Source organism: Fusobacterium sp. SYSU M8D902 (genome assembly GCF_040199715.1).
Classification (GTDB): Bacteria; Fusobacteriota; Fusobacteriia; order Fusobacteriales; family Fusobacteriaceae; genus Fusobacterium_A.
On sequence record NZ_JBEFNA010000002.1, the window covers coordinates 129686 to 143008 of the forward strand.

10 protein-coding genes are annotated in these 13323 nt (G+C 30.5%); 1 reads left to right on the forward strand and 9 read right to left on the reverse strand.

The features are described 5' to 3' along the window. Positions 1-31 precede the first annotated feature (31 nt). A complete protein-coding gene (locus ABNK64_RS01970; protein WP_349763313.1) occupies positions 32-2302 on the reverse strand; it encodes an adenosylcobalamin-dependent ribonucleoside-diphosphate reductase in 2271 nt (756 codons plus the stop codon). Between the two features lie 232 nt (positions 2303-2534). Between ABNK64_RS01970 and mnmH the strand changes: the two genes are divergently transcribed. After that, a complete protein-coding gene (mnmH, locus tag ABNK64_RS01975; protein WP_349763314.1) occupies positions 2535-3587 on the forward strand; it encodes a tRNA 2-selenouridine(34) synthase MnmH in 1053 nt (350 codons plus the stop codon). Positions 3588-3869: 282 nt separating this feature from the next. Here the strand turns inward: mnmH and ABNK64_RS01980 are convergent, their stop codons facing one another. From ABNK64_RS01980 to ybeY, 8 genes are all read right to left on the reverse strand, one after another. Next, a complete protein-coding gene (locus tag ABNK64_RS01980) occupies positions 3870-5513 on the reverse strand; it encodes an AAA family ATPase (RefSeq protein WP_349763315.1) in 1644 nt (547 codons plus the stop codon). Positions 5514-5772: 259 nt separating this feature from the next. Further along, positions 5773-6612 (reverse strand): 3-hydroxybutyryl-CoA dehydrogenase, encoded by an 840-nt coding sequence (locus ABNK64_RS01985; protein ID WP_291256652.1) that lies wholly within the window; start codon positions 6610-6612, stop codon positions 5773-5775. Positions 6613-6661: 49 nt separating this feature from the next. Further along, a complete protein-coding gene (locus tag ABNK64_RS01990) occupies positions 6662-7438 on the reverse strand; it encodes an enoyl-CoA hydratase-related protein (RefSeq protein WP_291256651.1) in 777 nt (258 codons plus the stop codon). Between the two features lie 100 nt (positions 7439-7538). After that, entirely contained in the window at positions 7539-8723 is a 1185-nt protein-coding gene (locus ABNK64_RS01995; RefSeq protein WP_291256650.1) for an acetyl-CoA C-acetyltransferase, read from the reverse strand. A gap of 361 nt (positions 8724-9084) precedes the next feature. Continuing rightward, positions 9085-10572, reverse strand: a complete 1488-nt coding sequence (locus ABNK64_RS02000; protein WP_349763316.1) for an ABC transporter substrate-binding protein — start codon at positions 10570-10572, stop codon at positions 9085-9087. A gap of 18 nt (positions 10573-10590) precedes the next feature. After that, positions 10591-12111, reverse strand: a complete 1521-nt coding sequence (locus ABNK64_RS02005; RefSeq protein WP_349763317.1) for a Tle-like phospholipase domain-containing protein — start codon at positions 12109-12111, stop codon at positions 10591-10593. Between the two features lie 10 nt (positions 12112-12121). Next, entirely contained in the window at positions 12122-12871 is a 750-nt protein-coding gene (locus ABNK64_RS02010) for a diacylglycerol kinase (protein WP_300389885.1), read from the reverse strand. Next, positions 12849-13316 (reverse strand): rRNA maturation RNase YbeY, encoded by a 468-nt coding sequence (gene ybeY / locus ABNK64_RS02015; RefSeq protein ID WP_291256646.1) that lies wholly within the window; start codon positions 13314-13316, stop codon positions 12849-12851. Before ybeY ends, ABNK64_RS02010 begins: the two co-directional genes overlap by 23 nt. Positions 13317-13323: the final 7 nt, after the last annotated feature.

Consider the following 13323-nt stretch of genomic DNA (forward strand, 5'->3'; position numbering starts at 1 on the left):
ATATCAATTTTTCTAAAAAAAAGCAAAACTGTTACTCACATTTTGAATATCCACAATTTCTACAAGAGTAACATCCTCCTGTAACTTCCAATTCACTTCCACACTCTGGACAATTTATCTTTCTTTTCTCCAATTCCTCTACCATCTTTTGTTCATTTTTTTCCTCTTTATCCATCAACTGAATAGCTTCTGTATGTCCACTTAATCCCATATTTTTTTCAAACTTTTTCAAAATATTTAAAATTGCCGAAGGACAAGTACTTCCTTGACTCACATCTAAATTTTTACTTCTTGCCACTGCAAAAGAAGTACAACCACTCACACCATCAATAGCATCTTCAAGCATAAATAGATTTCCACCCAGTCTTAAAATTCCTGACATATATATAGCTACTGCTTGAATATTTTTCTCACAACCACCAGTACCACTTCTTATTACATATAGATCTTGAATTGCCCTCTCACTTGGCGAATAACCTATCATGACTTTTAATTTTCCACAACCTATTCTCATCTTATATGGATAGTAAATTGTGTCTTGAGCTATTGGTTTCAAAACTCCTCTTCCTATAGTTTCCATCTTATCTTTCAATGCTTCTTCTGCACTCTTAGCTTTTTTAGTATCTACAGTGAGTATCCCCTCTCTATCACAACCAGCTCTATAAACAGTCATTCCCTTCAATCCACTTTTCCAAGCTTCAATATACAATTGCTTTACCTCTTCAACTGAAACTTTATTTACTAAATTTATAGTAGATGAAATACTAGCATCTATTCTTTTTTGCCACACACTTTGCATCTTTATCCTATTATATGGATTTAAATTTTGAGCAGTGATAAAATAATCTGGTAACTCATCTTCATCTTTAAGAGCATTCTCTTCCATATATCTTTTCACAATTGGAATAAAAACCTTATAATACACATCCTCTCCATGAAGACTCTCTGTTTTTCTTGTATATGAAAAAGCGAAATTTGGCTCTATTCCTGTACTCATTTCAAGCATAGTTCCTATTGATCCTGTAGGTGCAATTGTTAAAAGTTGTGAGTTTCTAAGTCCGTACTTTTTTATTAGTTCCAATGTTTCTGGACTTGCATTCTCTAATAAAAATGGAGATTTCAATATCTTCTCTGCTCTATATTTTGGAAAGCTTCCCTCTTCTTTTGCCAGCATTGCACTAGCTTTTAGAGCACTATCAATTATTGTTTTAGCAACTCTATCACAAAATTCTAAAGATTCATCTGAACCATATTTTAATCCTAATTTTATTAATAGATCTCCAACTCCTAATACTCCTAACCCTATCTGTCTCCAATTTTTTACAGATTCTCTCTGCTCTTCTAACGGATGTAGTGGTAACCCCTCATCTAAAACATCATTCAAAGCTTTTACAGCCTTCTTAACAACTTTTTTTAATCTTTCAAAACAAAACTCTCCATTCTCTACAAAAGTAGGTAAGATAAGCGAACCTAATAGACAACTTCCTCCTGCTGGTAAGGGTTCTTCAGCACAAGGATTTGTTCCACCATATTCAAATTCATCATCTTCACTCAATAAATTCCATTTTGAAATTCTATCCCAAAAAAGTATTCCAGGCTCTGCAAATCTCCAGTTTTGAACTGCTAACTCTGTAAATAATCTATTGGCATCTACGCTCTTTTTTATTATCTCACCTGTATCTATAACATTAAAAGTTGTTTCATAAGTTTTATTCTCTATAACAGCTTTCATAAAATTCTCATCTACTCTTACAGAGATATTTGCTTTTTGCACTCTTGTTAAATCTGATTTTATCTTAATAAACTCCTCTATATCAGGGTGATTGACATCTATTGAGATCATCAAAGCACCTCTTCTTCCCTTTTGTCCAATTATATCAGTAGTCATATTGTATAAATCCATAAATGATATTGAACCTGTTGTATATTTAGCAGAGTTATTGACTTCAGCTCCTCTAGGTCTCAACTTAGAAATATCTACACCACAACCACCTCCATATGAATAGGTTCTTGCTAATTTTTTTGCTGTATCAAATATAGATTCTAAGTTATCTTCTGGAGGAGTTACCACATAGCAATTACTATAAGTTATCTTTCTTCCTAATTTTGCTAATCCTCTATTAGAGAGTATTCTTCCAGCAAAAATAAACTCTTTATTCTCTATCATCTCTTTTAATTCTTTATCTCCACCTGACACCCTATTTAACCAAGTTTCAAATGTTTCACCATCGTATTTATACTTTTTTTCCCAAATATCAATTCCTAATTTATTTTCATCTCCAAGCCACTTTTTAATATCCATTTAATTACCTCTCTTTTTTTATTATTCCCCATAACATTATATCACATTTTCCACAAAATATAGTGTTTATTTTTTATAAGTTTACTATATATTGTATTTATTGGTTGATAGTTTAACTATCAAAAATACTCTCTCTTTTTCTATACTAATTATCACTATTTATTTATTCAAATATCTTCATAATTGTGATATAATACAGAGTAAAATGTTGTCAAAATGTAAGGAGAATAAAATGAATTTAGTCAGTTTTGAAAATTTTTTAAAGGAAAAAAATGCAATTCTTATTGATGTTAGAACTCCAAAAGAATTTGAATTAGATAAAGTTCCTAACTCTGTTAATATCCCTGTCCTTCTTGATGAAGAGAGAGTTTTAGTAGGAACTACTTATGTACAAGAATCTAAAGAGAAGGCAAAAAAATTGGGAGTAGAGTTTATTTCAAAAAGATTACCTGAAATTTTTGAACAGATACAAGAACTTTCAAAAAAACACTCTAAACTTGTTTTTATGTGTGCTAGAGGTGGAATGAGAAGTTCATCTATAACATCACTTTTTGGAAGTCTTGGATATAAAGTTGCAAAACTTGAAGGTGGATATAAAGCTTATAGAGATTTTATAATAGCTAATATTCCACAACTTAATCAAAATTTTAAATATATAGTTGTACATGGTCGTACTGGTGTAGGAAAAACTAAAATTTTAAATAAGATGATCGACCTTGGAGTTTCAGTTTTAGATCTTGAAAGAATAGCTGCTCACAAAGGCTCTTTCTTTGGTGCTTTAGGTGAAAAACTTCCACAGAGTCAAAAAAGATTTGATGGAGAAATCTTCGAATTTCTTAGAACTTGTAAAACAAAATATATAGTTGTTGAGAGTGAAAGTAAAAGAATTGGAAATGTCTATATACCTGAATCAGTTTATTCTAGTATGACTGCAGGACAACATCTATTCATAGATACAAATATTCCAAATAGATTAGATGTTTTATTGGAAGATTACACTAATGTCTCTGAAAATGAGCTTGAAGAGTGTATTATGAAGGTGGCTCGTTATGTATCAAAAGAAAAGACAGCTAACTATCTACAACTTTTACATGAGAAAAAACTTAGAGAGTTAGGAGAGATTCTAATCAAACAATACTATGATCCACTTTATGAGGTGAGTATTGATAAACATAAATTTGAACTCTCATTACACTATACTGATATGGATGAATGTGCCAAACAGCTTAGCAACTACTTCTTTAATTTAGAAAGTTTAGAAAATACAGATAATAACGAAGATTAATTTTTAATATTTTATACTAAAAAGGGAGTTTTCAAAGACATGTTGAAAACTCCTTTATCTATACTCTCATCATATAAAATATCAAAAGGTTCTTCTATTTTCTCAATTTTAGGTTTAGAATTATTTTCTTTAGAAATCAAACTAGCTTTTATTCTATAAAAAGTAACCCTACTTAATCCACTTAATTTAATACAATCTGTCAATTTTATACTTTTACTTAACCAAGTCTTGCTATATCTCTCTTGCTCAGTAGTAAGATTTTCTTGTTTATTGGGTTCTTCCCTATTTTTCTATTTTATGATATACTCTTTTCCCATCAAAAACTAAAGCTATATTGGTTATATCATTTATTCCCTCTCTTTTTAAAAGAGTATCATATCTATTTGTCTTAATTTGATTTAAAGCTTCTTCTAACTCTTTTTCTACTGTTCTATCCTTCAATCTCTTCAATTCTAAGATATAGGCTGGTTTATTTTTTAATATTGGCTTTAATATTATATCTGGTCTTCCATCTCCACTTTCAAAATTAGGAATTGAAAGATATGTTCCCTCTAGTCCATATAAAAATCCTTCTAAAAGAGTTTGATAAGGATTTTCATATCTCTTATCTGTGTCATACATACTCATTACATTTAACACAAGATTTTCAAGACAACTTATTATTTCATCTAAATTTTTAGTTAAAAGTGCCACTTTTAATCTACTAATAGTTCCAAGTCCATTAAAAATAATATCTACGAATAGATTTTTAAAGAATGTCATTATCTCATTATTGGGTATTCTCACAAAATATGTATTCATATCTATCTTTTCTTTTACTGTTAAATATCCTGAGAATAATAGCAATTCCCATAAATCATCAGAGGATAAATTATTTCCTAAAGCTATACTTTGACTTATGTATACCACAGTTTCTTTTCCATTGAATAGGTTGTTCAATGTATCAAATACTGTTTTATCAGAATTTTTAAGCAATTCTTTTATCAAAGCATTTCCAGATGTATTTATCCAATAAGCTCCTAACTCTTGATTACTTAAAAATTTTAATATACTTAATGGATTATATACCTCTGAATCTCCAAATCTATATCCATTATACCAAGACTTTACCTCTTCAAGTTTGTAACTAACATCATAATCTTGGAGAGCTTTTTCTACTTCATCTTCAAGTAGTCCAAAATATTGAGAATATTTCCTGTTAAGGATAGTATAATTTTCTATATTATTTAAGTCAGAAAATATCCCTGCTTGAGCTACTCTAACTATCCCAGTTAAAACTCCCATATGTAAATATTCATTAGTTTTAAGTACATCTCCATAAAAACCTTTGAAAAAATTAATTGCTTCATTATAATATCCATTTTCATAGGCTGATATTATAGGAGAATCATATTCATCTATTAATACTATAACTTTTTCTTTATAAAATTTATATAATACTTCAGTTAAAAATTTCAAAGATTTTTTTGATAATGCTTCATCAAAGTCACTAGTTAAATATTTTTCAAACTCCATTAATGTATATTTATCTAATGAATCTGTTAAAAAAATATACTCTCTAAAAAGCTCTTTTATTTTTGATTTTATGCCATTAAAAGTAACTTCCCAGTTTAGTCCTCCTATACCTTTCATACTAATAAATATAACTGGGTATTTTCCTTGTTCACTTATCATAGGAGAGTTTTCTATGTACAAACTTTTAAATAGCTTTCTATTCTCTTCTCTATTTTCTATATCAAAAAAATATCTAAGAGTAGACATATTAAGAGTTTTTCCAAATCTTCTTGGTCTACAAAATAATTTAATATCAGCGCCATCAAGAAGAATATCTTCTATAAATTTAGTCTTATCTATATAATAATAATCTAGTGTTCTAATTTTTTTAAAATCATCTACTCCAAGTCCTAATTTTTTTTGTTTTAACATAAAAACCTCCTCTCTATTTTTAGAGATATTATAACATAAAATTCTTCTTAACAAAATTATAACTTTTCGTTATCAAAAAATCAATAAAATTAAATAGCATTTAATAAAAAAAGAAGAGACCTTAGTAATTTTTTTAATAAATTACTAAAGCCTCATTGAAATTTTATTTTGTTTTATTTATCAACACCATTTAACAAAGAGCCACTAATAATAAAAAATCATTAATTCACAACAGCCCCTTTATATTAAACTTTTTTTACTATTTAGTATAGTCGAAGAATCCCATTCCAGTTTTTCTTCCAAGTTTTCCACCTCTAACCATTTTTCTTAATAATGGATGAGGTCTATATTTAGAATCTCCAAATTCATTGTATAATACTTCCATAATAGCTAGACATACATCTAATCCTATTAAATCTCCTAAAGCTAATGGTCCCATTGGGTGGTTAGCTCCTAATTTCATAGCATTATCTATTCCTTCAGCTGAAGCTACACCGTCAGCTAAAATTCCTACTGCTTCGTTTATCATTGGAATTAATACTCTATTTACAACAAATCCTGCTGCTTCTTCTACTTGTACAGGAACTTTTCCTATTTCTTCAGATATTTTTTTGATAGTTTCTACTATCTCAACTGGAGTATTTAATCCTGCTATTACTTCTACAAGTTTCATAACAGGTACTGGGTTAAAGAAGTGCATTCCAATTACTGGTCTATTTAATCCTGCTCCTATTTCTGTTATTGATAATGATGATGTGTTAGTTGCAAATATAGCTTCTGGTTTGCAAATAGCATCTAACTCTTTAAAAGTTTGTTTTTTGATCTCCATATTTTCTAAGGCTGCTTCAATTACTAAATCACAATCTCCACAAATTTCTTTAGTTCCAGTTGTAATTTTTGCTAATACAGCATCTACAGTTGCTTGATCCATTTTTCCTTTAGCGATCATTCTTTCAAAACCTTTTGCTATTTTAGCTTTTCCTCTTGCTGCAAACTCCTCATTAATATCACAAAGAACTACTTCATATCCTTCAGTTTGTGCAAATGTTTGTGCAATTCCAGAACCCATAGTTCCAGCACCAATTACTCCTATTTTCATCTCAATGCCTCCTAAGTTTTTATATCTATTTTATCTAAAGAGTTTTTTCCTATCTATTTTTGAATCCTTCAACTTTTCTTTTTTCTAAGAATGCTTTCATTCCCTCTTTTTGATCTTCAGTTTCAAAACAACTTCCAAAAAGTTTCTCTTCAATTACAATTGCATGATCCATATCTGTGTTAAGCCCCTCATTTATAGCTTGTTTACAAGCTCTAACTGCGATTGGAGCATTTTTAGCTATCTTAGCTGCTAACTTTTTAGCTGCTGGCAATAACTCTTCTAATGGATATACTGCATTTACTAATCCTAATCTATATGCTTCATCTGCCTTTATATTTACAGCTGCATATATTATCTCTTTTGCTTTTCCTACTGGAATTAAACGAGCTAATCTCTGTGTTCCACCAAATCCTGGAGTTATTCCTAATCCTACTTCTGGTTGTCCAAATAAAGCTGTATCAGAGCAAAGTCTAATATCACAACTCATTGCTATTTCACAACCTCCACCTAATGCAAATCCATTTACTGCTGCAATTACTGGAATTGGGAAAGTCTCTATTCTTCTAAAAACATCATTTCCTATTTTACCAAAAGCCTCTCCTTCAGCTTTTGTAAGTGTACTCATCTCTCCGATATCTGCACCTGCAACAAAAGATTTTTCTCCAGCACCTGTTAAGATAAGTGCTCTTGTAGCTTCTAAATCAACATTATCTAACACTGTATTTAACTCTTTTAATACCTCGCTATTTAATGCATTTAAAGCTTTTGGACGGTTTATAGTTATTACTCCTACAAATCCTTCTTGTTCGTATGTTATAAAGTTCATTATGAACCTCCTTAGTTATAGGTTATTTTTATAGAAGTTAAGAGCAGAATCCTGCTCTTAACTTTATATAGATTAAGATAAGTGAGTTGTCAACTTACGACTAGTCCTCTCTCTTAACGATAGCAGAACATCCCATTCCTCCACCGATACAAAGAGTTGCTAATCCTGTTTTTGCATTACGTTTTTCCATTTCATGTAATAGAGTTACTAAGATACGACATCCTGAAGCTCCTACTGGGTGTCCTAAAGCGATAGCTCCTCCATTTACGTTTAATTTAGAAGTATCTATTCCTAAATCTCTTCCTACAGCTAATGATTGAGCTGCGAAAGCCTCATTTGCTTCTATTAAATCAAAGTCATTAATTTTCATTCCTGTTCTTTCAAGAACTTTTCTTGTAGATTCAACTGGTCCTATTCCCATTATTGAAGGATCTACTCCTCCTAATGCTCCATCTATCCATGTAGCCATAGGTTTTACTCCCAATTCTTTAGCTTTCTCTTCAGACATAACGATTATTGCAGCTGCTCCATCATTTATACTTGATGCGTTTCCTGCTGTTACCATTCCATCTTTTTTGAATGCTGGTTTTAATTTTCCAATTCCTTCAACTGTTGTTCCAGGTCTAGGTCCCTCATCTGTATCTACAATGATATCTCCTTTTTTACCTTTTATTACAACTGGAACGATCTCATCTTTGAATCTTCCCTCTTCTTGAGCTTTTACTGCTTTTTGTTGACTCTCAGCAGCAAATTTGTCTAACTCTTCACGAGTTAATCCCCATTGATCACAAATGTTCTCAGCAGTGATTCCCATATGATAGTTGTTAAATGCATCCCATAGGGCATCATTTACCATAGAGTCTACTAATTCTGCATTTCCTAAACGATATCCATAACGTCCTTTTCTTAATAGGTATGGAGCTGAAGACATGTTTTCAGTTCCTCCTGCTACTACAATATCTGCCTGTCCTGATTGAATCATTGCTGCTGCCATATTTACTGTATGTAATCCTGATCCACATACTACGTTTAATGTAACTGCTGGAGTTTTTATTGATAATCCTGCTTTTAAAGATACTTGACGAGCAACGTTTTGTCCCAATCCTGCTTGAATAACGCATCCAAATAATACTTGATCTACCTTCTCAGCTGGAATTCCTGCTCTATTTAAAGCTTCCTTTACTACTACAGCTCCTAGATCTGCTGCTGAAACGTTACTTAACGCTCCTCCCATTGTTCCTAAAGCTGTACGACATGCTCCTGCTAAAACTACTTTTTTTGCCATAATCTTCTCCTCCATCCATCTTCAATGTGTGTTATAGATCACTTATGACCTTTTTATTTTTCATTCTTCATAAATAGATATTATCACATTGTCATTTTATTTGCAATAGGGTATTTTATCTTTTTTAATTTATGAGTGTTTTTTTATTTTACTACGAACTAATATTTGTCATATTTTTTTTGTATTTTTAAAATATATACTTCATATATATTTCATAATTCTTTCAAGTTCTCTTATTATTGAATTTTTTGTAAGAATTTAATAATTAATTTTTATATTTTATAGTTTAAAAAATAAATAAAAAAGCTCTGTTCAATAGCTTAGTTTTTGATCGAACAGAGCTTTTAACTCTTTAATTTATTTAATTTTTTTCATAATAAACCTTATATAAAATATGATTTCCATTGGGATTAAACAAGAAACCATTTATATTATTTTGCAACCCAATTGTATAATTTTTGTATGCAATTGGAAACAGTGGAACCTCATCACTGATTATATTTTGAACTTTTTTATAATTCTCTTTTCTCTCAAAAGTAGAGGTAGTTTTTCTTGCTCTATCTAGTAAATTATCAACCTCAACATTTGAATAAAAACTTCTATTTCCAACTGGTCCAGCTGAAGATGAGTGTAGTAATGGATAGAAACCATAGTCAGCATCACCAGTGCTAACATACCAAAGTCCTATCAATAGATCATGTTCTCCCATTCCTGTGTATTGTAAAAAAGAAGATACCTCTAGTACGTTTATCTCCACATCTATTCCCAACTCTTTTAAATTAGCCTGTATTATCTGGGCCATCTGCTGTCTTGAAGGTTCATCATATATCCAAAGGCCCAATTTTAAACTCTCTACTTCTGCCTCTTTCAATAACTCTTTTGCTCTATCTAAATTATACTCTCTGATCTTAGCCTCATCATCATAACCAAAAACATTGGGTGATAATATAGATTTTGGAACAACTCCATAACCTTCATACACTGTATTTATTATTGCCTTTTTATCAATAGCATACTCTATTGCTTGTCTTATACGCTTATCTTTAACTCTTTTAGTATTTATTGTTATAAAGTCACTACCTAAAGATACTTCATTGATCACTTTTAATTTTGGATTTTTTTCAATTCCTTTTATATCATTTGCTGAAATATCATAAGCTATATCTATTTCTCCAGTTTCAAGTGCTATCAGTCTATTTGAAGTTTCGGGGATAGTCTGGAAAACAAGATCCTTCATCTTTGCTTTTTCACCATAAAATTTGTCAAAACCTTTTAATACAACTTTTTCACTTAGGGACCAATCCTCAATTTTATATGGTCCTGTTCCCACTAAATCAATATCCTGTGAGTTTTTTGCAACTTCCTTAACAATAGCAGTTGATGAATGAGCTAAGTTGTGTAACAATATTGAGGGTGAGTTATTTTGGTTAATCTTTAAAGTATAACCATCTATCACTTCCACACTCTCTATTGCTTCTACTAAAACTCTTGAAACAGGGATCTCCAAATTTCTTTCTAGACTCCTTTTTACATCCTCTGCTTTCATCTCATCTTCATTATGAAATAAGACACCTTTTTTCAATCTTAATATTATAGAACTATCCTCTTGTATCTGATAACTTTCAACAAGTTCTGTAACAATATTCCCCTCATTATCTATCGAAAAAAGATTGCTATATATCTGTTTTGTCACTGCTAATGTTGCACTATCAGTATGTCTATGTGGATCAAAAGATCTAGGTTTATAAGCTAAAGCAACCTTCAAACTCCTATTCTCTATCTGTTTCTCCTCAGTTATACCACAACCTACCAATATCAAAAGAAATACTAATGCCAAGTACTTTTTCATTCTTCCCTCCAAAATATTTTATATAAAGACAAATGTATCAAATATATCCATATTTTTATATGGACTTGGTAATTTTTTCTTTACTTTCTCCCACAATTCTGAAAACTCTTCTCTATCCATTCCCACTAATTGAGTAGTTATCTGCTTTCTATACAGAAGACTTACACCACTACTATTTAATCCAGACACTATATACTGTTTAATCTCCTTGAAATTACTATCATCTATTTTTTCGAGAGAAAAATAGTGTGCCAATAGATTTTTATTTAAACAGTATTCCATTGTAAACAATTTTCTGAGAGATGAAGCCATAAAATCTAAATTTAAATTCACTGAAAAATTCCCAGCCTTCTCTCCTGTTGTTTTAATAAAAGGAAAGAAAACATCTTCAAAGTGGTGACTCTGTATAGATTTTGTAAATATTTTAAAATTATTAAATATTGATGCTCTCTGTTTTTTCCTCTTCATAAAGCTCTCATCAACTAAATAAGCTGTTCCAAGATGCCTAAAAAGTGAGAATGTCAAATCTTGTGAATGTCCAAAATTATAGATTTTCTCCTCATAAGCTCTATTATTACTCACTCTATCTATAAATTTTTGTGCCCTATCTAAAAGCTCACCCATATTATCCAATTGAAATATTTTCTCAAAAAGATTCTGTTTTAAAATGAGATCCCTTCTTCTAGACATTGAAAATTTCATCAAACACTTCTCTATTGTTGTAGTTTTTATAAGTTGTTTAATAAAATCCTCATCAATATCAAAATAAACAGTATCATACTTATCTACAAGTGCTGTCTTATTGTCCTTTATCGCTTTTATCTTCTTTAACTCTTTGGCTAAAAACTCTAAATATGGTTCTTCAAACTCTTTAAAGTTTTCAATCTCCTTCTCTGATAGATCTGTATACTCTCCTAATATCTCATTCAACCTTATATAATCTACTATTGAAACTATTCCCTCTCTATTTATTCCAACAGCATTCCATGTATAGGTATATGGAATATAGTTAAAAAACTTATCAATTGTTAAGGCTACATACTGTGCTATACCTCCACCTAAAGAGTGTCCTGTCAAATATATACTCTTGGCATCCAAATTACAGTTCCTTATCAGATGATAGTATACTTCTACCCCTTCATAAAATTGAAGTGGAATCTTTCCTAATCCTATTGCCAAATCTGTCTCTACAAAATCTTTGTATGCATCTTCTAGGGGGTATTTTTCACTTCCTCTATAAGAAACAATATATTTTTCCTCTTTTTCAAATACCACTGCATAAAATCCTGAAGCTTTTCCCCCTATATTTTGAGATGTTCTATTATCTATGTAATATATTTTCCAATCATCTAAAATCTCAGAAAAATAATTCATAAATAACTCTCTGTTTTTAGAGAGAAGTATAGAGAAAGTTCCCACTATAATTCTATTATTTTGTGGATTTTCAAATATCTCTCTCAAAGTTTTGCCATACTCAGCTTCTCCAAAATTACAATAGGATAGTATGCTCAGTAGTATATATTCCTTCATTCTTATCATAGTAACTCTCCTATAAATTTACTATTACTAATATAAGATATGTCACTGCCCAACCTAAAAATGCTCCTACCATTGTTTCAAAAAATGTATGTATTTTCCCCTCTATTCTAGAGTGAATCACTAAAATTGTCAAAACAAGAGTAAGAAAAAATATTTTAGGATTATCTGTTTGAGAAGTTACCAGTGTCAATATTGAAGTTGCCAATGCACTATGACCACTTGGAAATCCCCCTCTCAATGCTGTTCCCTTTCCTGAAATAGCTTTAATGCAGATTACAATTACTATTATTAGTACAAATATAGATAGCACTGTGTGTTGAAATGAGCTTTTTAAAACATAAAACATATCTCTCATATTTATTGCTATCTTCTTCTCAAAGACTATATAACCTACAAATAAAGCGTTTATAGCCGTTACCAAAACAGCTCCAGCTGCAATATCCTTAGCTCTCTTAGCCAAAGGATGATATTTTTCAGTAACCATGTCCACACAACTTTCAATAGCTGTATTAAAAAGTTCGGCTATCCAGATTAGTGAAACACTTATGATTACAGCAAGAGCTTCATTTTTTCCAATATCTAAAAATAAAGATAGGATAAAGATTATAATTGTACAAAAACAATGAAATTTCATATGTCTCTCTGTTCTTATTGTTTCAAAAATCCCTTCAAAAGCAACATTAAACTTTTCTGTTACTCCTATATTTTTCCATTTATTTCTAGAATCTCCCATAGTATCACATCTCTCTAGTATATCCAAAAGTTCCTAATATCTCTTCCTCTTTGGCTCTCATCTCTATTTTATCTTCCTCTTCTATATGATCATATCCTAAAAGGTGTAAAATTCCATGAGTTAAAACATAGTATAGTTCTCTTTTTTCTGAGTGATTATACTCTTTTGCCTGTTCTACTACTCTCTCTAATGAGATAACTATATCCCCTAATGTATCATAAGGTCCTATATCAAAATCTTCAGTCTCATGATAAGCAAATGAGATAACATCAGTAGGCTGATCCTTATCTCTATACTCTCTATTTATTACTTGAATCTCATCATTTCCTGTAAATAAAAGTGACATATATACTGGAGCTTCTGACTCATACTCCTTTGTTAAAACTTTCTCTACATACTCCTTTATCTCATTCTCATTTACTAAATCATCAAATCCCTCTATCTCTAAAGACATCTCTAATATCAATTCCATACTATCT

Excerpts from the sequence above, each read along its gene's own strand:
- ABNK64_RS01970 (WP_349763313.1), bottom strand. The coding sequence starts at position 2,302 with ATGGATATTAAAAAGTGGCTTGGAGATGAAAATAAATTAGGAATTGAT.
- mnmH (WP_349763314.1), top strand. The coding sequence starts at position 2,535 with ATGAATTTAGTCAGTTTTGAAAATTTTTTAAAGGAAAAAAATGCAATT.
- ABNK64_RS01980 (WP_349763315.1), bottom strand. The coding sequence starts at position 5,513 with ATGTTAAAACAAAAAAAATTAGGACTTGGAGTAGATGATTTTAAAAAA.
- ABNK64_RS01985 (WP_291256652.1), bottom strand. The coding sequence starts at position 6,612 with ATGAAAATAGGAGTAATTGGTGCTGGAACTATGGGTTCTGGAATTGCA.
- ABNK64_RS01990 (WP_291256651.1), bottom strand. The coding sequence starts at position 7,438 with ATGAACTTTATAACATACGAACAAGAAGGATTTGTAGGAGTAATAACT.
- ABNK64_RS01995 (WP_291256650.1), bottom strand. The coding sequence starts at position 8,723 with ATGGCAAAAAAAGTAGTTTTAGCAGGAGCATGTCGTACAGCTTTAGGA.
- ABNK64_RS02000 (WP_349763316.1), bottom strand. The coding sequence starts at position 10,572 with ATGAAAAAGTACTTGGCATTAGTATTTCTTTTGATATTGGTAGGTTGT.
- ABNK64_RS02005 (WP_349763317.1), bottom strand. The coding sequence starts at position 12,111 with ATGATAAGAATGAAGGAATATATACTACTGAGCATACTATCCTATTGT.
- ybeY (WP_291256646.1), bottom strand. The coding sequence starts at position 13,316 with ATGGAATTGATATTAGAGATGTCTTTAGAGATAGAGGGATTTGATGAT.